Source organism: Hydrogenophaga soli, from assembly GCF_054777695.1.
The window spans coordinates 225,346-251,161 of sequence record NZ_BAAHAK010000007.1 but is presented as its reverse complement, the minus strand read 5'-3'; the positions used below and the strand labels follow the sequence as shown (position 1 = coordinate 251,161).

At 65.4% G+C, this 25,816-nt stretch carries 21 protein-coding genes; 14 read left to right on the top strand and 7 right to left on the bottom strand.

What is annotated here, in order from left to right; genetic code table 11:
- The 6 genes from ACYVB7_RS14325 to ACYVB7_RS14300 form a co-directional block, all read left to right on the top strand.
- Window positions 1-569, top strand: a 569-nt coding sequence (locus tag ACYVB7_RS14325) for a PD-(D/E)XK nuclease domain-containing protein (RefSeq protein WP_460508855.1), incomplete at its 5' end; no start/stop codon positions are given.
- Between the two features lie 120 nt (window positions 570-689).
- Complete coding sequence (locus tag ACYVB7_RS14320) at window positions 690-1,922, top strand: branched-chain amino acid ABC transporter substrate-binding protein (protein ID WP_460508853.1); 1,233 nt, start codon at window positions 690-692, stop codon at window positions 1,920-1,922.
- A gap of 87 nt (window positions 1,923-2,009) precedes the next feature.
- Complete coding sequence (locus ACYVB7_RS14315; protein ID WP_460508851.1) at window positions 2,010-3,044, top strand: branched-chain amino acid ABC transporter permease; 1,035 nt, start codon at window positions 2,010-2,012, stop codon at window positions 3,042-3,044.
- A 7-nt stretch (window positions 3,045-3,051) separates the two neighbouring features.
- Complete coding sequence (locus ACYVB7_RS14310; RefSeq protein WP_460508849.1) at window positions 3,052-4,344, top strand: branched-chain amino acid ABC transporter permease; 1,293 nt, start codon at window positions 3,052-3,054, stop codon at window positions 4,342-4,344.
- Window positions 4,341-5,183 (top strand): ABC transporter ATP-binding protein, encoded by an 843-nt coding sequence (locus tag ACYVB7_RS14305; RefSeq protein ID WP_460508846.1) that lies wholly within the window; start codon window positions 4,341-4,343, stop codon window positions 5,181-5,183. The genes ACYVB7_RS14310 and ACYVB7_RS14305 overlap by 4 nt, the downstream gene beginning before the upstream one ends.
- Before the next feature lie 33 nt (window positions 5,184-5,216).
- Window positions 5,217-5,924, top strand: a complete 708-nt coding sequence (locus ACYVB7_RS14300; RefSeq protein WP_460508844.1) for an ABC transporter ATP-binding protein — start codon at window positions 5,217-5,219, stop codon at window positions 5,922-5,924.
- A 25-nt stretch (window positions 5,925-5,949) separates the two neighbouring features.
- On the opposite strand, the gene ACYVB7_RS14295 is transcribed toward ACYVB7_RS14300, so the two are convergent.
- Window positions 5,950-6,828, bottom strand: a complete 879-nt coding sequence (locus ACYVB7_RS14295; RefSeq protein ID WP_460508842.1) for an HDOD domain-containing protein — start codon at window positions 6,826-6,828, stop codon at window positions 5,950-5,952.
- Window positions 6,818-8,182: a putative bifunctional diguanylate cyclase/phosphodiesterase gene (locus ACYVB7_RS14290; protein WP_460508840.1), complete on the bottom strand. Its 1,365-nt coding sequence runs from the start codon at window positions 8,180-8,182 to the stop codon at window positions 6,818-6,820. The genes ACYVB7_RS14295 and ACYVB7_RS14290 overlap by 11 nt, the downstream gene beginning before the upstream one ends.
- A gap of 221 nt (window positions 8,183-8,403) precedes the next feature.
- Here ACYVB7_RS14290 and ACYVB7_RS14285 point away from each other — a divergent pair, with 221 nt between their 5' ends.
- The 3 genes from ACYVB7_RS14285 (at window position 8,404) to ACYVB7_RS14275 (ending at window position 12,201) form a co-directional block, all read left to right on the top strand.
- Entirely contained in the window at window positions 8,404-10,515 is a 2,112-nt protein-coding gene (locus tag ACYVB7_RS14285) for a fatty acid oxidation complex subunit alpha FadB (RefSeq protein ID WP_460508838.1), read from the top strand.
- 64 nt (window positions 10,516-10,579) lie between these two features.
- Window positions 10,580-11,755 (top strand): thiolase family protein, encoded by a 1,176-nt coding sequence (locus ACYVB7_RS14280; RefSeq protein ID WP_460508836.1) that lies wholly within the window; start codon window positions 10,580-10,582, stop codon window positions 11,753-11,755.
- 35 nt (window positions 11,756-11,790) lie between these two features.
- On the top strand, window positions 11,791-12,201 hold the full coding sequence (locus tag ACYVB7_RS14275; protein WP_460508888.1) for a PaaI family thioesterase: 411 nt from the start codon (window positions 11,791-11,793) through the stop codon (window positions 12,199-12,201).
- A 90-nt stretch (window positions 12,202-12,291) separates the two neighbouring features.
- Here the strand turns inward: ACYVB7_RS14275 and ACYVB7_RS14270 are convergent, their stop codons facing one another.
- Window positions 12,292-13,497, bottom strand: a complete 1,206-nt coding sequence (locus ACYVB7_RS14270) for a porin (protein WP_460508834.1) — start codon at window positions 13,495-13,497, stop codon at window positions 12,292-12,294.
- Window positions 13,498-13,533: 36 nt separating this feature from the next.
- Window positions 13,534-14,952 carry an alpha/beta hydrolase family protein gene (locus tag ACYVB7_RS14265; RefSeq protein ID WP_460508832.1) on the bottom strand — a complete coding sequence of 473 codons (1,419 nt, stop codon included), beginning with the start codon at window positions 14,950-14,952 and terminating at the stop codon, window positions 13,534-13,536.
- 388 nt (window positions 14,953-15,340) lie between these two features.
- Between ACYVB7_RS14265 and ACYVB7_RS14260 the strand changes: the two genes are divergently transcribed.
- Window positions 15,341-17,446 carry an EAL domain-containing protein gene (locus ACYVB7_RS14260; RefSeq protein ID WP_460508830.1) on the top strand — a complete coding sequence of 702 codons (2,106 nt, stop codon included), beginning with the start codon at window positions 15,341-15,343 and terminating at the stop codon, window positions 17,444-17,446.
- Between the two features lie 24 nt (window positions 17,447-17,470).
- Here the strand turns inward: ACYVB7_RS14260 and ACYVB7_RS14255 are convergent, their stop codons facing one another.
- Genes ACYVB7_RS14255 through ACYVB7_RS14245 form a run of 3 tightly spaced genes read right to left on the bottom strand, consistent with a single transcriptional unit; the run spans window position 17,471 to window position 21,108 of the window.
- Window positions 17,471-18,397: a ketopantoate reductase family protein gene (locus ACYVB7_RS14255; RefSeq protein ID WP_460508828.1), complete on the bottom strand. Its 927-nt coding sequence runs from the start codon at window positions 18,395-18,397 to the stop codon at window positions 17,471-17,473.
- A gap of 23 nt (window positions 18,398-18,420) precedes the next feature.
- Entirely contained in the window at window positions 18,421-19,833 is a 1,413-nt protein-coding gene (locus ACYVB7_RS14250; RefSeq protein ID WP_460508826.1) for a glutamine synthetase family protein, read from the bottom strand.
- A gap of 6 nt (window positions 19,834-19,839) precedes the next feature.
- On the bottom strand, window positions 19,840-21,108 hold the full coding sequence (locus ACYVB7_RS14245; protein WP_460508823.1) for a nitronate monooxygenase: 1,269 nt from the start codon (window positions 21,106-21,108) through the stop codon (window positions 19,840-19,842).
- A gap of 293 nt (window positions 21,109-21,401) precedes the next feature.
- Here ACYVB7_RS14245 and ACYVB7_RS14240 point away from each other — a divergent pair, with 293 nt between their 5' ends.
- The 4 genes from ACYVB7_RS14240 to ACYVB7_RS14225 all read left to right on the top strand — a co-directional run bounded on the left by ACYVB7_RS14240 (window position 21,402) and on the right by ACYVB7_RS14225 (window position 25,791).
- Window positions 21,402-23,360, top strand: coding sequence for an acyl-CoA dehydrogenase (locus tag ACYVB7_RS14240; RefSeq protein WP_460508821.1), 1,959 nt, complete (start codon window positions 21,402-21,404; stop codon window positions 23,358-23,360).
- 64 nt (window positions 23,361-23,424) lie between these two features.
- Window positions 23,425-24,420, top strand: coding sequence for an META domain-containing protein (locus tag ACYVB7_RS14235; RefSeq protein ID WP_460508818.1), 996 nt, complete (start codon window positions 23,425-23,427; stop codon window positions 24,418-24,420).
- A gap of 93 nt (window positions 24,421-24,513) precedes the next feature.
- On the top strand, window positions 24,514-25,326 hold the full coding sequence (locus tag ACYVB7_RS14230; protein ID WP_460508816.1) for an SDR family oxidoreductase: 813 nt from the start codon (window positions 24,514-24,516) through the stop codon (window positions 25,324-25,326).
- A 3-nt stretch (window positions 25,327-25,329) separates the two neighbouring features.
- Window positions 25,330-25,791 carry a PaaI family thioesterase gene (locus ACYVB7_RS14225; RefSeq protein ID WP_460508814.1) on the top strand — a complete coding sequence of 154 codons (462 nt, stop codon included), beginning with the start codon at window positions 25,330-25,332 and terminating at the stop codon, window positions 25,789-25,791.
- Window positions 25,792-25,816: the final 25 nt, after the last annotated feature.

Below are 25,816 nucleotides of genomic sequence, written 5' to 3'. Positions count from 1 at the left end.
TCCAGGCTGGCTACCTCACCATTGACAGCGTGTGGCAAATCCCGGGGCGCATGGAGGTCACGCTGAAGTACCCCAACCTGGAAGTGCAGGCCAGCCTGAACGACAGCCTGCTGCAACACCTGGTGGGTAACGCATCCACACCGGGGCCGCACATTGGCCGCCTGTACCGCCTGCTGCAAGCGCAGGACTTTGAGGGCCTGAAGGCGCTGTTCCAGGCCTTTTTTGCCACCATCCCGCACGACTGGTACCGCAACAGCCCCATTGCGCAGTTCGAGGGTTACTGGGCCAGCATCTTCTACAGCCACTTTGCGGCGCTGGGGCTGGACATCCGGCTGGAGGACACCACCAACAAAGGCCGCATCGACATGGCGGTGCTGTTCAACGGGCAGGTGTTTGTGTTCGAGTTCAAGGTGGTGGAGCTGGTGCCCGAAGGCAGGGCGCTGGCGCAAATCCAGGCCAAGGGGTATGCCGACAAGTACCGCGCCCGGGGCGAACCCATTCACCTCATCGGGGTGGAGTTCAGCAAGGCCGAGCGCAACGTGGTGGGGTTTGAGGTGGCGGTGGGTTGAGGGGCTTTGGGGGCCCGGTCCGGGCCAGTCACCTCCGCGATAGTGGCTAGGGCAATCCCTGAGGGGGCGGCAACGTCCTCCCGCTAAGCTGGACGCCACTCACAACAGCAGGAGACAACGATGAAGTTCGGATTCAAGCAGCTGACCCTGGCCGCGCTGGTGGTGGCGTCCACCGCCGCCATGGCCCAGAAGGGTGAAACGGTCAAGATCGTCTGGATCGACCCGCTCTCGGGCCTGATGGGTCCGGTGGGCAGCAACCAGTTGAAGAGTTTCCAGTTTTTTGCCGAGAAGTTCAGCGGTGCGGGCAACCCGGCGGGGGTCAAGTTCGAGGTGGTGGGCATTGACAACAAGCTCAGCCCCGCCGAAAGCCTGAACGCGCTCAAGGCCGCCATCGACCAGGGCGCACGCTACGTGACCCAGGGCAATGGCTCGTCGGTGGCGGGGGCGTTGATCGACGCCATCAACAAACACAACGAGCGCAACCCCGGCAAGGAGGTGGTGTTCCTCAACCACTCGGCGGTGGACCCCGACTTCACCAACAGCAAGTGCAGCTACTGGCACTTCCGCTTCGACGCCGACACCTCCATGAAGATCGAGGCGCTGACCACCTTCATGAAGGACCAGCCCGACGTCAAGAAGGTCTACCTGCTCAACCAGAACTACTCGCACGGCCACCAGGTGGCCAAGTACGCCAAGGAAAACCTGGCCCGCAAACGCCCCGACGTGCAGATCGTGGGCGAGGACCTGCACCCCCTGGCCCAGGTGCGCGACTTTGCGCCCTACATCGCCAAGATCAAGGCCTCCGGGGCCGACACCGTCATCACCGGCAACTGGGGCTCTGACCTGGCGCTGCTGATCAAGGCCGCCAACGAGGGTGGCTACAACGGCAAGTTCTACACCTACTACACCGGCGTGACCGGCACGCCCACCGCGCTGGGTACGGGCGGCGAGGGCCGCGTGTTCCAGATCGCCTACAGCCACTACAACATGGGTGGCCAGGCGCAGAAGTGGGCTGAGGAATTCCGCACCCGCTTCAAGGACGACTTCTACACCTACTCGGTGGTGCAGATCTACACCACGCTGGGTGCGGCCATGGCCAAGGCCAAGTCCACCGACCCGGTGAAGGTGGCCACGGCGCTGGAAGGCCTGAAGGTGGACAGCTTCAGCGGCGAGGTGGAAATGCGCAAGACCGACCACCAGCTGCAGCAACCGCTGTACCTGAGCGTCTGGCAGAAGGCCGACAAGAAGTACGCTTACAGCCCCGAGAACACCGGCATGACGCTGGCACCGGTCAAGGAGTTCCCGGCCTACGTGGCCAGCACACCCACCAGCTGCCAGATGAAGCGCCCCTGATTCTTCGGCGCGTTCCACTGAACCCGACGGCGGGCTGACCTCGTCGGGTTTTCTTTTGTCCAAATTCCAGCCACGGGAGACCGACCGATGGAGTTTTTCATCATCTCCATGCTCAACGGCCTGAGCTATGGGTTGCTGCTGTTCATGCTCAGCTCGGGGCTCACCCTGATCTTCAGCATGATGGGCGTGCTGAACTTTGCCCATGCCAGCTTCTACATGGTGGGGGCCTACTTTGGCTACACGCTCAGCGGTGTGGTGGGCTTCTGGGGCGCGTTGGTGCTGGCCCCCCTCCTGGCCGGTGGTGTGGGGGCGCTGTTCGAGCGCACCGTGCTGCGCAAGGTGCACCCCTTCGGCCATGTGCCGGAGTTGCTGGTCACGTTTGGCCTGTCTTACGTGATTCTGGAGCTGGTGCAGCTGATCTGGGGCCGTGTGGCGGTGGAGTTTGCACCGCCCCCGCTGTTGCAGGGGCCGGTGTTCACGTTGGTGCAGCACTCGGTGAACGGCTTGGCAATGGTGTGGGGCAAGGCCGCGCCCGAGCTGTGTGTGGCTGCCGACGCCGCGGTGCGTGTGGTGTGCACGCCGTTCCCGGCCACCCGGGCGTTCATGATGCTGGTGGCGGTGCTGATGCTGGTGTCGCTGTGGCTGCTGCTCACCCGCACGCGGGTGGGGCTGGTGATCCAGGCGGCCCTCACCCACCCTGAGATGGTGGAGGCCCTGGGCCACAACGTGCCGCGGGTGTTCATGCTGGTGTTTGGTGTGGGCGCGGCGCTGGCCGGGCTGGGCGGCGTGATCGGTGGCAGCACCTACGTGACCGAACCGGCCATGGCGGCCACGGTGGGGTCGGTGATTTTTGTGGTGGTGGTGGTGGGCGGGCTGGGCTCGCTGTCGGGCGCGTTCCTGGCGTCCATCCTCATTGGGGTGGTGCAGACCTTTGCGGTGGCGGTGGACCAGTCGCTGGTGACGCTGGCGCAGCAGTTGGGCATTGAGCTGAGCGAGGCGGTGCGCAACAACTCGGTCGTCAAGCTCACGCTGTCGCAGGTGGCCCCCATCCTGCCGTACCTGTTCCTGGTGCTGATCCTGATTTTCCGGCCCAAGGGCCTGCTGGGCACCCGAGAGGAGTGAAGGGTTCATGTCTCGAACGCATTACGAATTCAAACCCTACAACGTCGGTCGCTGGATCGTCTGGGGGGTGTTTGCCTTGGTGCTGCTGGTGGCCCCCAAGCTGTTTGGCAGCAGCCTGGCGGTCAGCATGCTGTCGCAGATGGGCGTGGCCATCGTGGCCTGCCTGTCGTACAACATGCTGCTGGGGCAGGGCGGCATGCTCAGCTTCGGCCACGCGGTGTATTCGGGCCTGGGGGCGTACATGACCCTCCACGCCCTCAACCTGGTGGCCCAGGGCAGCCTGCCCCTGCCGGTGAGCCTGCTGCCCCTGGTGGGCGGGCTGGCGGGCATGGCGTTTGCCGTGCTGTTCGGCTACGTGACCACCCGCAAGTCGGGCACACCGTTTGCCATGATCACCCTGGGCCTGGCCGAGCTGGTGTTTGCCATGTCGCTGATGTTCTCGGAGTTCTTCGGGGGCGAGGCCGGGGTGTCCGGCAACCGCGTGGTGGGCCAGCCAGTGTGGGGCATCAGCTTCGGGCCAGGCATCCAGGTGTACTACCTCATTGCCGTCTACACCTTTGTGTGCACGGCGTTGATGTTTGCCTTCACCCGCACGCCGCTGGGGCGCATGCTCAACGCGGTGCGTGACAACCCGGAGCGCGTGGAGTTTGTGGGCTACAACACCCAGCGGGTGCGCTACCTGGCCTTCATCTTCGCGGGCTTTTTCGCGGGCATTGCCGGGGGCTTGAGCAGCATCCTGTTTGAAATCGTCACCGCCGAGGTGGTGGGGGCGGCGCGCTCCGGCGGCTACCTGCTGTTCACTTTCCTGGGCGGGGCCACGTTCTTCTTCGGGCCGGTCATTGGCGGGGTGCTGATGGTGCTGGCCGCGGTGATGTTGTCGGAGTTGACCAAGGCCTGGCTGCTGTACCTGGGGCTGGTGTTCCTGTTCATGGTGATGTATGCGCCCGGTGGGGTGGCCAGCCTGATCATGATGAACCTGCGGGTGGCCTCGTTCGGTTTCCTGCGGCGCATCTGGGCCAGTTACCTGGCGCTGGCGGGCACGGCCCTGGTGGTGCTGGCCGGGGCGGGGGCCATGATCGAAATGGTCTACCACCTGCAGCTGAACGCGGCGCTGGGCGACGAACTGAGTTACATGGGCGCCACGCTCAACGCCCGCGGCCTCAACAGCTGGTTTGGTGCGGGGTTTGTCATGCTGACCGGGCTGGTGCTGTTCGAGCTGACCCGCCGCCAGTTCCTGCACGACTGGGGTGAGGTGCAGGTGGACATCGAGAAAGAAATCAAGCGCCGGGAGATGCTATGAATTCGGTAGCTGCTCACGCTTTTTCTGAAAGCGCTACAGCCCAAAAAGGCTTAAAAAACATGGACGCCGCCCCTGTGGCCCTGGAGCTGCGCGACCTGCGCAAGAGCTTTGGCAAGACCGAAATCATCCGCGGGGTCAACCTCGCGGTGAAGGCGGGCGAGCGGGTGGCCATCATCGGCCCCAACGGCGCGGGCAAGTCCACGCTGTTCAACCTCATCAGCGGGCGGTTTGCGCCCACCAGCGGCGACGTGCTGCTCAACGGCCACCGCATCAATGGCAAGAAGCCGTTCGAGATCAACCGCCTGGGCCTGTCCCGCAGCTTCCAGATCACCAACATCTTCCCCAAGCTCAGCGTGTTCGAGAACCTGCGCTGCGGCGTGTTGTGGAGCCTGGGCTACAAGTACGCGTTCTGGAAGTTCCTGGCCGACCTGGATGACGCCAACGACCGCGCCGAGGAATTGATGGACCAGATCCACCTGCACAAGAAGCGCGACGTGCTGGCCATGAACCTCACCTACGCCGAGCAGCGGGCGCTGGAGATCGGCATCACCATTGCCGGTGGGGCCAACGTCATCCTGCTGGACGAGCCCACCGCGGGCATGAGCCGCAGCGAGACCCAACGCTTCATCGAGCTCATCCGCGAGGTCACCGTGGGCAAGACCCTGCTGACCGTGGAGCACGACATGGGCGTGGTCTTCGGCCTGGCCGACAAGATTGCCGTGGTGGTGTATGGCGAGGTCATTGCCTTTGACACCCCCGAGGCCGTGCGCGCCAACCCCCGCGTGCAGGAAGCCTACCTGGGCTCGGTGCTGGCCGAGGCGCAGGCCGCCGGCCACTGAACCCCACCGACGGCCACCGACACGAGAACCACCATGTTGGACATCACCAACCTCCATGCCTACTACGGCAAAAGCCACGTGCTCCACGGCGTCAACATGCGGGTGGGGCAGGGCGAAATCGTGGCCTTGCTGGGCCGCAATGGCTCGGGCCGCTCCACCACCGCCAAGGCCATCATGGGCCTGGTGGACTGCGAGGGCAGCATCCTGTGGAAGGGGCAGAACATCCAAGGCAAAAAGCCCTTCGAGGTGGCCCACCTGGGGCTGGGCTACGTGCCCGAAAACCGCGACATCTTCCCCAAGCTCACGGTGCGCCAGAACCTGCTGCTGGGCCAAAAACGCACCAAGGGGGGAAACGGCAAGGGCAGCCGCTGGTCGTTTGACGACATGTACGCCCTGTTTCCGCGCCTGAAGGAGCGCGAGCACACCGAGGCGGGCGTCATGTCTGGCGGCGAGCAGCAGATGCTGACCCTGTGCCGCACGCTGATGGGCGACCCCGACCTCATCATCATCGACGAGCCCACCGAGGGCCTGGCCCCCAAGATCGTGGAGCTGGTGGGCCAGTATCTGCAGACGCTCAAGGCCAAGGGCATTTCGGTGCTGCTGATCGAGCAGAAGCTGACCATCGCCATGGCCATTTCCGACCGGGTGCAGGTGATGGGGCACGGCAGCATCGTGTTCCAGGGCACGCCGGAGGAACTGAAGGCCGACACCTACACCCGCAAGGAGTGGCTGGAGGTGTGACGCCCGTGCGCCGCGGCCACCCGGGTCAAACGATTTGCTCCAACTGCGCGCCCACTTCGGTGTGCAGTTGCAGCAGGTCGTGTTCGCTCAGGTCCAGCACGTGGGCGCAAGCGCGGCCCAGCTTGTGCCATTCGGCGGTTTGCGAGGCGCCGGTGGCCTGTTGCAGCAGGTGTTCGGCCAGTTGGCTCACGGCAATCAGCTGGCGGCTGGTGCGGTGGCTGGCCAGGTCGGGGCCGCTGAGGTAGCCCAGGTTGTGGTGGTAACGAACGGCCTCGCACAGGCTGTCGGGCAGCCACCAGTTCTGCGTCATGAGCCGCCCCACGATGGTGTGGTCGGTGGGCAGGTGCTTGCGCTCCACCTCGGTGAACGAGGCCTCGCGCTCCTGGTTGGCGGTTTTCAGGGTGTCCTGGTAGCGGGGAAAACGCCGCATCAGGATGATCACGCCGCAGTCCCTGAACAGGCCATAGGTGTAGGCCTCGTCGGCCTTGAGCTTGAGCGAGCCCAGGCGTTTGGTCAGCCAGCCGGAGAGGGCGGCGATCTTGGCCGAGGCGTCCCAGAAGCGTTCAAAGTGCCCCGTGTCGGGGAAGGCCCGGCGCAGGCTGAAGGTGGCCACGGCCCGCGCGGTGGCGGCCAGGCCCAGCATCATCAGGGCGTCCTGCACGGTGGTGGCCCGCCGGTCCAGGCCAAAAAAAGGCGAGTTGACGGTTTTGATCAGCCCGGCGGCCAGGGCCACGTCGGCGCTGATCAGGGCCTCCAGGCGGCGGAAATCGGGCTCGTCGGCCCCCATTTCGGTTTGCACGGCGGCCAGGATGGCCGGGCGCGGCGGGATGTCAATGTCCTGGATGTGGCTTTCCAGAGACTGTTCGATGGGGTAGGGGGCGGGACCGGAGACGTCAGCATTCATGGTTGTGGGCTTCCATCCACGCCAGAAGCTGGTCTTCGGGCATGGGGAGGGCGTGATGGTAGCCCTGTGTGGAATCCAGTCCCGCGTCTTCGCAGGCGGCCAGTTGCTCGGGGGTTTCCACCCCTTCGGCCACCACCACCAGGCCCAGGTGGTGGGCCAGGTCGGTCATGGAGCGCACGATGGCCAGCGCCCGCGGGTCATCGGGCAGGGACTGGATGAAGGCGCGGTCGAACTTGAGCTTGGTGGCCGGCAGGTCCTTCAGGCTGGCCAGGCACGAGTAGCCGGTGCCAAAGTCGTCGATGGCCAGGCCCACACCGGTGTCGCGAATGCGGCGCAGGTTGTCCTGCACGATGGGGGTCTGCTCCATGAACAGCGATTCGGTCAGCTCCAGCTCGATCCACTGCGGGGCCACGTTGGCGCACACCAGGGCCCCTTGCAAGGCGTTGAGGAACCCCTCGGACAGCAGCTGGGCCCGCGACACGTTGATGGCCACCTTGGTGGGCCAGCCCCGGCGGTGCAGCCGGGCGGCGCACAGGGCACCTTCCATCAGGCACCATTCGCCCAGCTTGTCGATGAGTCCGATTTTTTCGGCCACCGGGATGAACTCGCCCGGCGACAGCGGTGGGTGGCCCATGCCACAGCTCATCAGGGCCTCCACCGCCTCCAGGCTGCCATCGGGCCGAAGGATGGGCTGGTAACGCAGCCAGAAGCCGCCGCGGTCCAGGGCCTCGTGCAGGTGGCTGGCCACGGCCAGCTCGCGGCGGGAATGTTCAATGCCCAGCGCCCCGGGCAGCGTCTCGTGCCCCGACCACACCCAGCGGTTGCCGCCGTGGCGCTTGGCGTCGATCATGGCCCGGTCGGCCTGTTCCAGCACCTCGCTGGCGGTTTCGCCGGCGTGCGCCCGGTGCAGGCCCAGGCTGACGGTGGGGCGGATGTCGATGCCTTGCAGGGCCAGGGGCTTGCTCACTTCGGCCAGGATGCTGCGGGCGAGTTGTTCGGCCCCGGTGTGGCTGAGGGCGGTGTGCAGCAGCACGAACTCGTCGCTGCCCATGCGCACGCAGGGGCAGGAGGGGGGCACGGCAGATTGGATGCGCTGGGCCAGGCTCTCGATGATCTGGTCGCCACAGGCGTGGCCGAAGGTGTCGTTGATCTGGCGGAAGCGGTCGATGTCGATCCACACCACGGTCAGGGTGCGGTGCTGCTGCCGCGCCTGTTGCAACAGCTGGTGGCAGAGGGCGCGACCGGTTTCCCGGCTCCAAGACCCTGTGCCAACACCCGCCCCTGTGGAGGAACTGCCACTGCCCCCGTTGGGGACGCTGGCACACCGGGGGGAGGGTGCAGGGGGGCTGGTCATGAACGGCAGCGGAGGTTGCGTTGGATGACAAAAGTCATGGCCCATTCTAGGCACGCCACCCATGCCGTTTACCGCTGGAAGGTCAATTTCCAACGATGTTGGTGTTTTCCCTGATTTGTCCCGGGTGGGACAAGCTTTTGCTTGGGCAAAACGGCAGTTTCGACTAAATTAGCACGGTCGTTCGTTTTTCTGTTTTCCCCTCCGACACAAAGGACCTCCGCATGAGCGCAGACTACGCCGTCCACGGTGACGTGGCCGTGATTTCGTTGAACAACCCGCCGGTCAACGGTTTGGGGCTGGCCACTCGCCAGGCCATCGTGGCCGGACTGGAAAAGGCCGAGGCCGACGCTGCGGTCAAGGCCATCGTGCTGACCGGGGCGGGCAAGGCCTTCTCGGGTGGGGCCGACATCAAGGAATTTGGCAGCCCCAAGGCCATCCAGGAGCCCAACCTGCTGTCCGTCATCCGCGCCGTGGAAAACACCAGCAAGCCCGTGGTGGCTGCGGTGCACACCGTGGCCATGGGCGGTGGCCTGGAGCTGGCGTTGGGTGCGCACTACCGCATGGCCGCCCCCGGCTGCAACGTGGCGCTGCCCGAGGTCAAGTTGGGTCTGATCCCCGGAGCCGGTGGCACCCAGCGTCTGCCCCGCGTGCTGGGGGTGGAGGCTGCGGTCAACCTCATCGTCAGCGGTGAGCCGGTCAAGAGCGAACTGCTGGCCCAACTGCCCGGCCAGAAGCTGTTCGACAAGATGGCTGCCTCCGCCGACAGCCTGGCCGAAGAGGCCCTGGCCTTTGCCCGCGAAGTGGCGGCCAAACACGCCGCCGATGGCTCGGCCTTCCCGCTGGTGCGCAACCTGCCTTGCAAGCACCCCCAGGGCGCGGCGTACTTCCAGTTCGCCCGCAACATGGTCAAAGGCATGGCCAAGAACTTCCCGGCGCCCGCCAAATGTGTGGACGCGGTGGAAGCCGCCACCCAAATGAAGTTCGAAGACGGCATGGCCCACGAGCGCGAGACCTTCATCAACCTGATGTGGACGCCCGAATGCCGTTCGCTGCGCCACCTGTTCGTGGCCGAGCGCGCCGCCAGCAAGATCCCCGACGTGCCCGAAGACACGCCCAAGCGTGACGTGAAACTGGTGGGCATCATCGGCGCGGGCACCATGGGCGGCGGCATTGCCATGAACTTCCTGAACGCCGGCATCCCCGTCAAGATGCTGGAAATGAAGCAGGAAGCCCTGGACCGCGGCCTGGGCACCATCCGCAAGAACTACGAAGCCCAGGTGAAAAAGGGCAAGCTCAAGCAGGACAAGTACGAGCAGCGCATGGGCTTGCTGTCCACCACCCTGAGCTACGACGACCTGAAGGATGTGGACCTGGTCATCGAGGCGGTGTTCGAGGACATCGGCGTCAAGGAGGCGGTGTTCAAGGAGCTGGACCGCGTGTGCAAGCCCGGAGCCATCCTGGCCAGCAACACCTCCACGCTGGACGTGAACAAGATCGCCCACTTCACCGCCCGTCCGCAGGACGTGGTGGGCATGCACTTCTTCAGCCCGGCCAACGTCATGAAGCTGCTGGAAGTGGTGCGTGGCGACCAAACGGCCCATGACGTGCTGGCCACGGTGATGGCCATCTCCAAGAAGATCAAGAAGACCGCCGTGGTCTCCGGCGTGTGCGACGGCTTCATCGGCAACCGCATGATCGAGCAGTACGGCCGCCAAGGTGGCTTCCTGCTGGACGAAGGCTGCACGCCTGCGCAGGTGGACAAGGCCATCGAGAAGTTCGGCTTTGCCATGGGCCCGTTCCGCATGGGCGACCTGGCCGGCAACGACATCGGCTGGGCCATCCGCAAGCGCCGCTACCAGGAAAAGCCCGACATGAAGTACAGCAAGACCGCCGACCTGCTGTGCGAAAAAGGCCGCTTCGGCCAGAAGACGGGTGCGGGCTGGTACGACTACGTGCCGGGCAAGCGCGACGCCATCCCCAACGCCGAGGTGGTGGCCATGATCGAAGAACACCGAAAGGCGCTGGGCATCACCCCGCGCAAGATTTCCGACGAGGAAATCGTGCAGCGCCTGGTGTTCAGCCTGGTGAACGAGGCCGCCCACATCCTGGAAGAAGGCATTGCCAACAAGGCCAGCGACGTGGACATCGTCTACATCTTTGGCTACGGCTTCCCGGTCTACCGCGGCGGCCCGCTGAACTACGCCAACGAGGTGGGGCTGTTCAACGTGGTGCAGGCCATGAAGCGCTTTGCCAAGAACCCGCTGGACGACGCCCAGTTCTGGCAGCCCGCGCCGCTGCTGGCCAAGCTGGCCGCCGAAGGCCAAACGTTTTAAGCATATTTTTGGCTGCTAGCGCTTTATATGTAAGCGCAAGCAGCTATCAAAACAGGATTTCACCATGACCCAAGCCGTCATCGTTTCCACCGCACGCACCCCGCTGGCCAAGAGCTGGAAGGGCGCTTTCAACATGACCCACGGCGCCACCCTGGGTGGCCACGCCGTGCAGCACGCCGTGCAGCGCGCCGGCATCGACCCCGAGCTGATCGAAGACGTGATCATGGGCTGCGCCAACCCCGAAGGGGCCACCGGCGCCAACATCGCCCGCCAGATCGCGCTCAAGGCCGGGCTGCCCATCAGCGTTTCGGGCATGACCATCAACCGTTTCTGCTCGTCGGGCCTGCAAACCATTGCCCTGGCCGCCCAACGCATCATCAGCGGCGAAGGCCAGGTCTATGTGGCCGGTGGGGTGGAAAGCATCTCCTGCGTGCAGCAGGAAATGAACCAGCACATGCTGACCGACCCGGCGCTGCTCAAGCAAAAGCCCGAGATCTACTGGAACATGCTGCAAACTGCCGAGCAGGTGGCCAAGCGCTACAATATCGGCCGCGAAGCCATGGACGAGTACGGTGCCGCCAGCCAGCAAAAGGCGGCGGCAGCGCTGGAGGCGGGCCTGTTCAAGGACGAAATCGCCCCCATCACCGTCACCGCCGGTGTGGCCGACAAGACCCTGGGTCTGATCACCCAACAAGTGACCGTGGAGCATGACGAGGGCATCCGCCCCGGCACCACCTACGACGCCATCAAGGGCCTGCGCTCCGCGCTGCCCGGCGGCCTGGTGAGCGCAGGCAACGCCAGCCAGTTCTCCGACGGTGCGGGTGCCTGCGTGGTCATGGACGAAAAGCTGGCCGAGCAAAAGGGCTTGAAGCCGCTGGGCCGCTTCCTGGGCTTTGCCGTGGCCGGTTGTGAACCCGACGAAATGGGCATTGGCCCCGTGTTTGCCGTGCCCAAGGTGCTGGGCCGCCTGGGCCTGACGGTCAACGACATCGACCTGTGGGAACTGAACGAAGCCTTTGCCGTGCAGGTGCTGTACTGCCGCGACAAGCTGGGCATTCCAGCCGACCGCCTCAACGTCAACGGTGGTGCCATCGCCGTGGGCCATCCCTACGGCGTGAGCGGACAGCGCCTGACCGGCCATGCCCTCATCGAAGGCAAGCGTCGCGGGGCCAAGCGCGTGGCCGTGACCATGTGCATTGGCGGTGGCATGGGCGCTTGCGGCATCTTCGAGGTGCTGTGAACGACGCGGTGGTCTCGCCCGAGGTGTTTCTGGACATGGGCCGCCAGGTGCTGGCGGCCCAGCCGTTCAGCCAGCTCATCGGGGCGGAGCTGGTGGCCTTGTCTCCGGGCCAGGTGGAGCTGGCGGTTCCCATCACCGACCAGATTCGCCAGCAGCACGGCTTTGTGCACGGCGGCGTGGTCAGCTACGCCGCCGACAACGCACTCACCTACGCCGGGGGCACGGCCCTGCGCGTGCCGGTGGTCACCTCGGAATTCAAGATCAACTACGTGCGCCCCGCCATGGGTGTGCGCCTGCTGGCCCGCGCCCATGCGGTGCATGCGGGCAAGACGCAGGCCGTGTGCCGCTGCGACGTGTTCGCGGTGCAGGCCGATGGCTCCGAAAAGCTCTGTGCCGTGGCCCAGGGCACCATCGCGGCGTTGTCGGGGGGCGGTGCTTCGGCTTGAACGGTTTGGTCTGAACGGCGGCAACGCCTCCCGCCAAAAAGAAACCGCCCTTTCGGGCGGTTTCTGCGTTTCAGACCCGTGGGGTGTGGGTCAGAACGTGTGCCGGATGCCCAGGGCGATGGAGGTGGAGTCGGTGCCCGCAGAGGCCGTCACCCCGCCCAGGTAGCCAGCACCGCCGGGGGCCGATTGCGCGTTGGTGGAGTTCACAAAGCGGGTGACCACCATGTTCAGGTTGGTGCGCTTGGACAACGGGTAGGTGTAGGCCATGCCGTAGGAGGTCACGTCGGCGTTGGTGCCGCGCTTGTCGTTGAGGCGGTTGACGGCCACCGACAGCTGACCGGCGGCACCCAAGTCGTAACGGACCCCCAGGTGCAGGAGCTGCGCGTCTTGCTTCAGGCGGTCGATCACGTTGGTCACCAGCGCGGTGGGCACGCCGGCGGCGGTCAGACCGGCGGTCAGCTCAGGGCCTGCCGTGGGGTTGGGCTCGCGGATTCGGCCCACAAAGCCCGACACCGTCCACGCCCCTTGGGTGGTGGATGCGCCGACCAGCGTGGATTGCAACGCCCGTTGACCGGCTGAGTTGCGCTTTTCGTTGTGCCCGAAGCCCACCTGGAAGCGGTCACCCTTGTAGATGACGTTCATGCCCAGCAAGCGGTTGCCGCTGCTGGTGGTGCGGGGGCCCAGGCTGGCCATCAGCGCCGCGTTCCAGGGGCCTTGGATCACGCGGTACTGGAAGGTGTTGTCGTAACGGATGTCAAAGCCCGCAGGAACCGAGGCCACTTGACCTGGCGACAGCGCGCTTTGGGTGCCCATGATGTCGAACTGAGCCGCCGTCTCGTAGGCCGGGGTGTATTGCCGACCGGCCAGGATGCCGCCGATCGGCGTCACCAGACCCAACCAGGCTTGCCGGTCAAACCCCTTGGGGTTGACGTGGTTCACGCCCAGAGAGGGGCCAATGGCGTTGGCCACGCCAGTGGCCACGGCCGAGGGCAGCCCGGCGGTCAGCCGGTCGGGGATCTGGTTGCCCGACGCGGGGCGGTTGCCCAGGCTGCCGTCGGTCAGTTCCAGGCGGCTTTCCAGGGTGAACAGGGCTTTGTAGCCGCCGCCCAGGTCTTCGGTGCCTTTGAGGCCCCAGCGCGAACCTTCCATGATGCCGCTGCTGACGGCCGTCTTGGTGCCGCCCGTGAGCCCGGTGACGTGGGTCACGCCGATGTCGGCCAGACCGTAGAGGGTGACTTGGGACCAAGCCGCGCCGGTGCAGGCCAAACAGGCCGCCGCAATGATGCTGTGTTTCATGTGTGCTGTCTCCAAAAGGGGGCGTGGGTCGGGTCGTCAGAACTGGGAGAAGTACCCGCGTGCCGCTGCGTTGCAGAACGGGGGCACCAGCGAGCCGTGGTAAGCCTGGACCACGGCCGAGCTGCCACCCGCTGCCGCGGTGCTGGCCTTGGCGGTGGCAAACCCCACCTTGGCGGCGGCAAAGGGATCGGCAGCGCTGGAGGGGGTGCTGTCCACGTCCAACACGGTGACCGCCTGCGCGGGCAGGCCCTTGCCCGCGAAGTAGGCTTGGGCACCTTGGGTGTTGACGGCGTAGAACACCGTGGGGTCGGCATTGCCGCCACACAGCAGCATGGGCTGGGCCGGGGTCCAGTTCTGGCTCAGCAGGTCGTTCTTGTAGGCGGCTTGACGCAGGGGGTGTTGCGGGTTGGTGAGGTTGGTGGCGGCATCGGCCAGCACAGCCTGGCGGTAGCTGGTCTTGATGAGGGCCGGGCTGCCGAAGAACGGTGCAAATTGGGCCGACGGTGCGGTGCCTTCAAACATGAAGGTGGCGGGCAGTTTGCCGGTGGTGAACAGTTCCGTGGTGGTCAACGTGCCGGGCAGCAGCGTCTCGATGCCGGTGGCAAACGTGTCGTTGTACATGTCCGACGGCGTGCTGTAGATGTTGCCGTAGGCTTTTTGGAACGCCGTGGTCAGCAGGGGAGAGAACACGGTGCCACCCAGGTTGACATTGCCCGCGTACACCGCGTCACCCATGCGGCCCAACGCATAGGGCCCTGACATGTGGGCGCCAGCGGTGACCGGAGACCCCGCCAGTTGCAAGGCCCGCTGCGTGGCCATGGACACGTAGCCGCCCTGGGAATAACCGCTCACGAACAGCTTGCTGTTGGCGCTAGCCCCGGTGGCGGCAAAGCCCTTGCGGGCAGCGGTCAGGGCGTCCACCATGTCGTTGGCTTGCTGGTCCATGACCAGGTAGGGGTGGTAGGGCAGGGGGGACGCGTCGTAACCCGCGTAGTTGGGGGCCACCACGATGTACCCCTGCGCCGCGTACATGGCGGCAATCAGGGCGGCTTCGCTGTCCTGGGGGCTGGCCATGTTCTTCTTCTTGTCCACGGTGGTGCCGTGGGCGTACAGCAACACCGGGCGGTTGCCCGTGCAGGCGGCGTCGGTGCCACTGGGCACCATCAGGCCGGCCGATGCCGTGGTGGCTTCACCCTTGGCACCCACCGTGCCGTACTGGAAGTAATTGAAGTTGACCGTGCACTTGGGGGTGCCCGTCACCGCAAACAGGCTGGCCGGTGCGGCGGCCTGGAATTGCTGAGGGGTGAGCGACGTCAGCAGCGCGGGAGTGGCCCGCAGGCTGCCGCGGTTGCCCGACAGGTCAACCGTCGGGCCATTGGACACGCTGTCACCGCCACCGCAAGCGGTCAGAACAGCCGCAGCCAAAGCGGTCAGTGCCAGTTGAAAGTGCTTCATTGAAATGCTCCTGATAAAAAACGAACGATCGTGCTATTTATGCGACAAGAATTTACGGGAAATGATGAGTCTTGTCGTTGGGGGTAAACACCAGTGGTCAAGGCGTGGTGCAGACCCTGTCCAATGGCGGTGGGATTTGGTCCACGGATGGCAAACTCCCATGCCAACATGGTTGACAATGACCGCTGTATGAAAATGGATCTGGGAATTTAATGTCGTGTTAACATTTTTGCTTCAGCATGCAGCGCCATGCCAATTCCGAGGCCAAGGACATGATGTATTCCCGAAGGCAAATGTGGTGCATCAATGCCCGGTGGCGTGGGTGCCGTCATCCATGAACAAACTCGCGGTTGCTTGGCGGGTGCATTGCATTCGCTGAAAGTCCTGCATGCGATTGCTGTCCATTCCGGGGTTGTGGCGTGCGGGTGCAGATCGTTTGCTGCACTGGGTGGACGCCATCCGGAATTCCTTCGTCACGCTGATTCCCTGGACCTTTCTGGGCTTGGTGGGAACCTTGCTGCAATTTGCCCCCTGGACGGGGCATCACGCGGTGCTGGAGTGGTTGCTGGGGCCAAACTGGTTTGCCCGCCTGGGCATCCTCCACACCGCCACGCATGGCATTTTCGGTCTGGTGCTGGCCACCCTGGTGGCGGTGCACCTGGTGCTCAAAAAACCGGTGTCCAACGGTCGTGCGTTCAGCGTTCCCACCTTGTTGGTGGGGCTGTCAGCGCTGTTCAACTTCATGGTGGTGGCCCTGTCGCTGGGGGTGCCTTGGGCTGAATTGGGACGCCAGTCCATCCTCATGGGCATTGCCGTGGGCATTTATTCGGTGGAAGTGCTGTATTGGTTGGTGCGCTCCCCGTTGATGCGGCTGGTGGACGACGCCTACGATGCCGAAGTCAGCTTCTATTACGCCATTCGGCTGGCCCCGGTCTTTTTTGTGGCGGGTCTGGTGGTGTTTGCCTTGGCGCAGTTGTTGCGCATGCTCCCGCCGGTGCCGCTGGATGTGCTGCAACCCCTGGTGGAGTGGGCGCAGTCGGGAGGCATTGACGGCATCTGGTGGTTGAGCAGCCTGGCGGTGGTGTTGTACCAGGCCACCTGGTTTCTGGGCATTTCGGGGGCCAGTGTCCTGGATGTGTATTTCCTGGGCCTGTTCACCCCCGACAACCAGCCGTACAGCAGCGCGTTGGCCTACCGCCCCTTGTTCAACTACTTTGTTCTGCTGGGCGGGACAGGTGCCACCGTGGGCTTGCTGCTGGCCTTGCTGTGGGGCACCCGCTCGGGTCGCCAGCGAAAAATTGCCTGGGTGTCGGTGCCCATGGCCGCGTTCAACATCAATGAATCGCTGCTGTATGGTTTGCCCGTGGTGTTGAACGCCCGTTATGTCGTTCCGTTTTTTGCGGTGCCCGTGGTGCTCAACCTGCTGGCGGTGGCTGCAGCGCAAAGTGGGTGGTTGACCATTGTGGACACACAGGCCACCTGGACGTTGCCGCCCTTGTGGTCGGGCTGGATCCTCACGCAGTCCTGGCATGGTCTGGCATTGCAGGCGTTGTTCCTGTGCATTTCAACATTGATGTACCTGCCGTTTGTGCGCAGGGCAGAAGCCAAACGCCTGGATGATGAGCGGTTGGCCTTTGCGGCCGCCATGAAGGAAGTCGCGCATGCCGCACAGCCCTCCAAGGCCTTGTACATGCGGCAGGACCACCTGGGCATTTTTGCCCGCAGCCTCATGCGCGACCTTCGGCAGGAGTTGTCCGCCCCACAAGGCCCTTTGTATCTGGTCTATCAGCCCAAGCACGACGAGCACGGGCGTGTGGTGGGGGTTGAGGCGCTCATCCGATGGCACCACGAGGTTCATGGGGCCATTTCACCCATGGTGCTCATCTTGTTGGCCGAAGACAGCCGCGACATCCTGCCCTTGGGTGAATGGGTGCTGAACGAAGCCTGCGCGTGCAAGGCGCGCTGGAACCGGCAGGGTTTGGGCGGCGTGAAGATGTCGGTGAACATTTCTCCCCTGCAGCTGACCGATCCGCAACTGGTGCACAAGGTGTCCAGAACCTTGGCGTTGCACGGTCTTCAACCTGGCGAGATCGAGCTGGAAGTGACCGAATCGGCCGAACTGCCCGACGTGCCCATGGTCAATGACAGCCTGAATGCCCTGGTGCAGATGGGGGTGAATTTGTCCATGGACGATTTCGGCATGGGCTACACGTCACTGCTGTACATGCGGCGGTTTGCCATGTCGGCCATCAAGATCGACGGGTCCCTGACCCGCGACGTGATGCTGGAAAAAACCAACGCCGAAATCATCCGCACCATTGCCAACCTGGGGCGCGCACAGCACGTGGCGGTGGTGGCGGAGTACGTGGAGACGGTGGCGCAACGCGATTGTTTGCGGGCGCTGGGGTGCAACGTGTTCCAGGGCTACCTGTACAGCCCGCCGCTGACCGAGGTTGCCTGCATCGGCTACATCGAGCGAAACCTCAACGGTTGAGCGTGTGCCACTGCGTGCGGCCGTTCAACCTCGACCGGGCTGTTCCAACAGCTTCACCAAGGTCCACAGGGCCTGGTTGACCGGCGTGGCCACACCCAGGGCCTGGCCTCGGCGGCTCACATGGCCGTTGAGGTGGTCGATTTCGGTGGGTTTGCCGCGCATCAGGTCCTGGGCGGTGGATGAGAACTGGCTGGGCATGGTTTCGGCAATGCGGCGAACGGCGGCGGGCACATCGCCGGGCAGGGTCACCCCATCGGCGCTGGCCACGGCCAGGCATTCCGCCACCACCTGCTCCATGAGGTCTTTCACCCCGGGCGAGGCCACCAACGGCCCATAGGGCTTGCGCGAAATGGCCGACAAGGCGTTGTAGGCGCAGTTCAGCACCAGCTTGGCCCACAGCGCACCGCGCACGTTGTCGGACACTTCCGCAGGCACGCCTGCCCGGGCCAGGGCCTGGGTCACCGTGGGGCTGCTGGAAAAGGCTTCCATCACCAACTCACCCCGGCCATGGTGCCTGAGGTGGCCGGGACCGGCCATTTCGGTGGCCACATACACCACCGCAGCCGCCACTTCGTGCAATGGCAGCACTTGGCGCAGCCGCTCGGCGTTGTCCACGCCGTTTTGCAGGCACAGCACCACCGCCCCGGGTTTGAGGTGCAGGCGCATCTGCTCGCCCGCACGCTCGGTGTCGGGCGACTTGACGCCAAACAGCACCAGATCGGCCCCCGCCACCGCGCTGGCCTCGGTGCTGGCGGCCAGGTGCACGTGTTCGTCAAAGGTCTGGGTTTGCAGGCGCAGCCCGTGGGCCTGCACCGCGTCCACATGCACAGGCCGCCCGATCAGCACCACCGGGTGCCCGGCGCGTGCCAGCAGGCCGCCGTAGTAACAGCCCACGGCACCGGCCCCCATCACGGCAACCTGAAACAGCGGGGGCAGGGGGGCTTGAGGCATGGCAGGGGTTGGGTGTGCAGGGGTCAGGCCAACTCAATCAGGTGCCTGAGGTCCCACTGGGTGCGTGGGTCGGGCAGGGCATTGCGTTCGGCATGTTCCTGGCGCTTGAGGGCGGTGTACAAATCCAGCAAGGGGCTGCCCAGCCACTCGCGCAACACCTGGCTGTGCGCCAGGGCGTCCAGCGCCGTGGGCAGGGTTTGCGGCAAGGGGGGTGCGGGTTCACCGGGGGCGGAAGGCGCCACCGCGGTCTCCAGCCCCACCAGACCCAAGGCCAGGGTGGCGGCCACGGTCAAATAGGGATTGGCGTCGCCACCGGGCAGGCGGTTTTCCACGCGCCGCGCCGCGGGGCCGGAGGTGGGGATGCGAAGCGCGGCATGCCGATCCTCGTGGCCCCAACTGGCGTGGGTGGGCGAGGCATCGCTCAGGCGGATGCGGTCAAACGCCATGTCGTAGGGGGCAAACAGCGCCATGGCGGCGGCGGCTTCGCGCTGCACCCCGGCAATGAAGTGGGTGAGCGCCGGGGTGGAGCTGCCATCGGCCTCGGCAAACACCGCAGGCCACGCCGCTTGCGGGCGCTGCACGCTGAAGTGCCAGTGCATGCCGGTGCCGGGCTGGTCCAGGAAGGGTTTGGCGGCAAAACTGGCCAGGAAGCCGTGCTGCACGGCCAGTTCACGCGCCAGCCGCTTGAAGCGGAACACCGCGTCGGCCATGGCCAGGGGCTCGCCGGGGAAGAAGTTGATTTCGTACTGGGATAACGCGGCCTCGTGCAAATGGCCCGACAGCGGGATGCCCAGCGCCTGGGCCCCGGCGTACAGCGCGTCAAAGTAGGCCTGAAAGTGGGTGGTCCGCTCCAGTGAATACTGCTCGCAGGCCGATTCGCGGGCCGAACTGCCGGGCTGGGCCACGGCGCTGCCCACCTGGTGTTCACCGGTGGTGGCCTGGCGTTGCAGCAGAAACAGCTCCAACTCCGGGGCCACGCGGGCTTGCAAACCCCGTTGCGCGTAGGCGGCCAGCACATGGCGCAGCGCGGCACGGGGCGAGAACTCGGAGGCCTCCACCTCGCGGTCCAGCGCGGGGGACCACCAGCGCCCCACGGGTTCACAAATCACCGTGGCTTCGTGGGGGCGGCCTGGCCGCAGGGCCAGGGTGTGCAGGTCGGGCACCAGCTGCATGTCGCCATAGGCCTGGGGCAGCAGGGCGCCGAACACGTCGGTTGGAGCCCCCCCGGTGACCCCCATGCCCAGCAGCACCGTGGGCAGCTTGCAGCCCTGGGCGGCGATGAAGTCAGCGCTGCTGACCGTTTTGCCCCGCGCCAGCGAACTGAAGTCGCCCATGGCGCACTCCACACGCTGCACGCCAGGTGCCGACGCCGCGGCCAGGGTGCTCCAGGCTGCCTGAAAAGCCTCGGCGGAGACCGCCGCCAGCGGGGCCAGCATGGGGGATCAGCCTGCCGAGGCTTCCGCCACCGGCTCGGGCAGCTTGATGCGGTCGTTGGTGCTGTACTGGTAGTCCTCGAACACGTGCTGGGCCGACAGCAGCTGGTAGTGGCCATCCTCGTGGCGCACGGTGGTGTCCTTCAGCTTCCAGGTGAGCTGGCCGCAGGTCCAGATCTCGAAGTTGCGCATGTGGGTGCACAAGCAGGTCTTGTCCATCACCGAAATGCGTTTTTCCCCGGGATGCGCCAACACCTCGCGGTTGTAGGACGTGACGTAGGCGCACTTGCCGTTGGCGTCCAGCAGGTAGCCGTAGGCCTCGCAGTTGGGGCGAATGCCGTCCCCGATGCCGGGGCTGGACTTGATCATGCGCATGGGGTAGCCGGTGGGCGAAATCTGGTTGACTTCGATGTCGTCCTCGTTGGCCTTGAAGTACTCCTGCTTCACGTCGTCGGGCAGGCCACATTCCTGGGTGACGGTGAAGCGCGTGGCCACCTGCACCCCGGACGCGCCCATTTCCATGAAACGCACCGCATCGCTGCCGGTGAAGATGCCCCCAGCCGGGAGGACGGGAATGTTGAGCTGCTCGTCGCGCAGGTACTGCAGCACCTCGGCCACGATGGTGGCCAGGTCGTACTGCGCCCAGTCCATGCCAAAGCCCAGGTGGCCCCCGGCCAGCGGGCCTTCCACCACCACGTAGTCGGGCAGGCGGTTGAGGCGGGCGTTTTTCTTCAAAAACAATTGCAAGGCCCGCACCGAGCTCACGATGATGCCCAGCTTGGCATCCCGAAAGCGTGGGTGGTCTTCAATCAGCGCAAAGCTGCCCAGGTGCAGACCGGCGGCCAGGGTGATGCCGTCAATGCCCGCGTCCAACGCCGCCGCCATGCGGACCTGCAGCGTTTCCTTGGGGGCGTTCATCGTCAGCTTTTCCATGCAGTTGATGAACACCATGCCGCTGCCGCGCTTGCGGCCCATGGTGTGCTCCACGTGCAGGCGGGTGGCCTCGGCCAGGTCGCCCAGGTTGAACTTGACGGCGGATTTGTCTTCCGAGTCAACGTTGTACTTGTACAGCGCCTGTTTGGCCTTGACGAACTTGGTCTTGTAGCGGCGGTCGGTGACCGTCTTGATCATGGCGTCGGAAATGTGGCCCACGCCGCCCAGCCGCGCGGCCTCCAGCGCCAAGTCGGACGAGGAAATGTCCACGCCCATGCCCCCGATCATGATGGGCACCAGTTCCTGGCGGCCAAAATTCAGGCGGAAATCGTTCAGTTGCTTCATTGTGTTTGTGGGGTGCGCGGCGCGGTGGGCCTGTCTCCAACAACGGGGCTCTGACCCGTTGCGCAGGATCGAAAGTAGGGGCAGAAGTCTACCCGCTGGGCTTGACGCGGGGCTGAATTTCTGGGTTCCCGCCGGGGCGATTGCAGCCGTTTTGCGTCAGATCAAGGCCCCGTGTGGCGCCGCTGTCACCGTCGGGACGCAAACCCCCGCGCCCTGCGGGTGGGGCCTCTTGTGTCGGGCGCCAAGGCATGGACACTTGCCGCACCTGCTGTTTTTGCACCTTCCCCCACACCATGTCCCTGCGCCCCACCATCGACTTTCTGCTGCACGACTGGCTTCGCGTCGAACAACTCAACCAGCGCCCCCGCTTTGCCGACCACAGCCGCGAAACCTTTGACGCCGTGCTGGACACCTGCGAGCGCATTGCCCGCGACAAATTCGCACCCTTCAACCGCCTGGTGGACACCCAGGAGCCCACCACCGTCACCGACCCCGACGGCTGCCTGCGCGTGGTGCTGCCCCAGGCCACCCACGATGCGCAAAAAGCCTACGCCGACAGCGGCATGCTCAGCGCCGCCCAGGACTACGAATGGGGTGGCATGCAGCTGCCCTACACCGTGGAAGCCGCGGCCAACGCCTTTTTTGGCCATGCGTCGGTCAGCATCGGCTCGGGCATGCTGACCAGTGGCAACGCCAACCTGCTGATGGCCCACGGCACCGAAGCGCAAAAACGCGTGTTTGCCGCCAAGGAGTTCGCGGGCGAGTGGTCGGGCACCATGTGCCTGAGCGAGCCCCAGGCCGGCTCCTCCCTGAGCGACGTGGCCACCCGCGCCACCCCTGACGAAAGCCCCGCAGAGGCTGCCGACGGCTCGGTGCCCTGGGATCAAGACCCCCTGGGCCCGCGCTACCGCCTGCGCGGCAACAAGATGTGGATTTCGGCGGGCGAACACGAGCTGACCGACAACATCGTGCACCTGGTGCTGGCCAAGATCCCCGACGACCAGGGCCGCCTGCCGCCGGGGGTGAAGGGCATTTCGCTCTTCATCGTCCCCAAGAAGCTGGTCAACGCCCACGGTGAACTGACGGGCCGCCGGAACGACGTGGCCTTGGCTGGCCTCAACCACAAATGCGGCTGGCGCGGCACCACCAACACCCTGCTCAACTTTGGCGAAGGCCAGTTCCGCAACCTGCCGGGGCAGGGCGTGGACTGCGGGCCCGGGTTGGACGGACAGGGCGCAGGGGCCATCGGCTACCGTGTGGGTGCGCCGGGCGAGGGCCTGAAATGCATGTTCCACATGATGAACGAAGCCCGCATTGGCGTGGGCATGGCCGCCACCATGTTGGGCATGGCGGGCTACCACGCCAGCCTGGACTATGCCAAGAACCGCCCGCAGGGGCGGCCCATGGGCGCTTCCGGAAAAGACGCGAGCGCGCCTCAGGTCCGCATCATCGAACACGCCGATGTCAAGCGCATGCTGCTGGCCCAGAAGAGCTACGCCGAGGGCGCACTGGCCCTGGAGCTGTACTGCGCTCGGTTGGTTGACGAGCAGCACACCGGCACGCCTGAGGCTGCTGACGAAGCCCGTCTGCTGCTGGAGGTGCTGACCCCCATTGCCAAGAGCTGGCCCAGCGAGTGGTGCCTGGAGGCAAACAGCCTGGCCATCCAGGTGCACGGTGGCTACGGCTACACCCGTGACTTCCCGGTGGAGCAGTACTGGCGCGACAACCGCCTGAACATGATCCACGAGGGCACCCACGGCATCCAGGCCATGGACCTGCTGGGCCGCAAGGTGCTGATGGAGCAAGGCCGCGGCCTGCAACTGCTGGCCGCCCGCATGCAAGACACCGCTGCCCGGGCCCAAGCCTGGGCGGCAGCGCATGCCGACGCCCAAGACCCCGCAGCCCCCCATGCGGCAGAACTGGGCCGCCAGGCCCGGGCGTTGCTGGGGGCTTTGCAGCGGGTGGGCGAAGCCACGCGTGCCGCCTGGTCCACCGGCAACCCCAACGAGGCCCTGGCCAACGCCGTGCCCTACCTGCAAGCCTTCGGGCACACGGTGCTGGCCTGGATCTGGTTGGACGTGGTGCTGGCCGTGGCCCAGAAGGATGCAGCGTTTTCTGTAGCTGTCAATTCAGGCAGAAAAAGCGCTGGAGCCTTTTTCTACCATTACGAATTGCCCAAGATCGATGCGTGGTTGCAGGTGGTGTCCACCCGCGACCCGCTGTGCGCCGACATGCCGGAGGCCGCCTTCTGAGCGTCGCCTCACACCCGGGGCGCGGGTTCGGCCAAAATTCGGTGCAAACCCGAAAGCCCCTGTCATGAACCTGTCTGTTCGCTCTCCTGTCTTTGCCTTGTGTGCGGTCGCGGCCTTGGGAGGCTGTTCGGCACCGACCGTGAGCCTGAAGGAGGGCATGCGCGCTCCCGACCTCGCCCGCGCCACCCTGCAGTACGAAAAGGCCGATCCTCGGCTGGGGCAGTTGCCCACCGTGTACTCCTGTGGAGGGCGTGAGGTGGGCGTGGGGTATGCGGGCACGTTGGCCCGTGTGACCCTGGGGGCCGAGCAAGCCCACCTGACCCCTGCGCCATCGGCCTCGGGCACCCGCTATCAGTTGCCCGGAGACCCCGGGACGTGGTTGTGGTTCAAAGGGACGGACCCTGTGCTGAGCTGGCGCGGCCAGGCTTTGGGGGAATGCCGGGTGGTCAAGCCCCTGGTGTCGCCGTTCATGGCCAATGGCCATGAACCGTCGTGGCGTTTGGTGGCCGACGCGGGTGCCATCACCTTGCACTGGTCTCAGCCCGGTGGCCGTGCCGACGAACTCGAGGGCGTGAAGGTGTCGCCCCAGCGGCCTTTGGCGGTGGGCCAACCCGTGGTGATGGGTGTGGGTTCCGGCGCCACCGAAGTGACGGTGTTTCACCGCGTGTGCAAAGACCGCATCAATGGCCTGCCCAAACCCTTCACCGCCGTCGTGCGCAAGGACGGGCAAACCTTCACCGGTTGTGGGGGAGACACCCTGAGCATGCTTCAGCACCGCACGTGGCGGTTGACGGACAGCCCGGCCACGGTGCAGTTCGAGCCCGACGGCCGGCTGACCGGCTCCACCGGCTGCAATGTGTTCCATGGCCGCTACCGGATGCAGGGCGAATTCTTGAAGCTCGATGCCCTGGTCACCACCCGCAAGGCTTGCCTGGGCGACGCCATGGCTGTGGAACAGGCGTTTTTGCGCTGGCTGCCCAAGGTGTCGCGCCACGACCTGGCCGACGATGGCAGCCTGACCTTGCTGACCGCAGACGGCGACGCCCACACCGCACACTGAACCAGACACCCACGAGACATGGCGCGGCGCAGGCGGACACCACAATCCGCGTCCTTCGCCGATGGATTCCAAAACACCCACAGGAGACACACCTTGACCCGCACCACCCAACAACTGTTTGACCTGACTGGCAAGACCGCCCTGGTGACCGGCGGCTCCCGCGGCCTGGGGCTGCAAATGGCCCATGCGCTGGGCGAGGGCGGTGCCCGCATCGTGCTGTCGTCGCGCAAGGCGGCTGACCTGGAAGAGGCCGCCGCCGACCTGCAGGCCGCGGGCATTGACGCCCGCTGGGTGGCCGCCGATTGCGCCGACGAGGCCAGCATCACCCACCTGGTGGACGAAACCCTGCAACGCGTGGGCGACATCGACATCCTGGTCAACAACGCCGGGGCCACCTGGGGCGCGCCCGCCGAAGAACACCCCGTGGCCGCCTGGGACAAGGTCATGAACCTGAACGTGCGCGGCTACTTCCTGCTGAGCCAGCTGGTGGCCAAGCGCAGCATGCTCACCGTGCCCGCGGGCAGCGACAAGGCGCGGGGCGGACGCATCATCAACGTGGCCAGCATCGCCGGCCTGGGCGGCAACCCACCGGGCATGCAGACCATTGCCTACAACACCTCCAAGGCCGCGGTCATCAACTTCACCCGGGCGCTGGCCTGCGAGTGGGGGCCGCGGGGCATCAACGTCAACGCCGTGTGCCCGGGTTTCTTCCCCAGCAAGATGACGGCGGGCCTGCTCCAGACCCTGGGGGCCGACAACATGGCCGCCCAAGCGCCGCTGCGCCGCCTGGGCGACGAAGAAGACCTGAAGGGCATCACCCTGCTGTTTGCGTCCGACGCGGGCAAACACATCACTGGCCAGTACCTGGCGGTGGACGGGGGCGTCAGCGCCCTGATCGGGGGTTGAGGCATGGAGTTTGCCGTCCACATCCCGTTCGTGGAGCTGCTGGGCTTTGAGCTGGTGCGCATGGCCGACGGCGAGGCCGAAATCCACTTTGCCGCCCGGCCCGAGCACCTCAACTCGTTCAACGTGGTGCACGGCGGGGCCAGCATGACCCTGCTCGACGTGGTCATGGCCCACGCGGCCCGCAGCGCCCTGCCCGAGACCGAAGCCCACATGGGCTGCGTCACCATCGAGATGAAGACCAGCTTCATGTCCGCCGCCAAGGCCGAGCGGGGCCCATTGGTGGCCGTGGGCAAGGTGCTGCAGCGCACCACCACCCTGGCCTTCACCGAAGGGCGGGTGCTGGACGGCAAGGGCCGCCTGTGCGCCCACGCCACCGGCACCTTCAAGTACGTGGCCCGTTTGCCCGCAGGTGGGCGCGACGTGCACGGCCTCAACCGTTCCGGCGGCGGCATTGCCACCGATTGATTTTTAAAAGCTTTTTTGTGCCTCA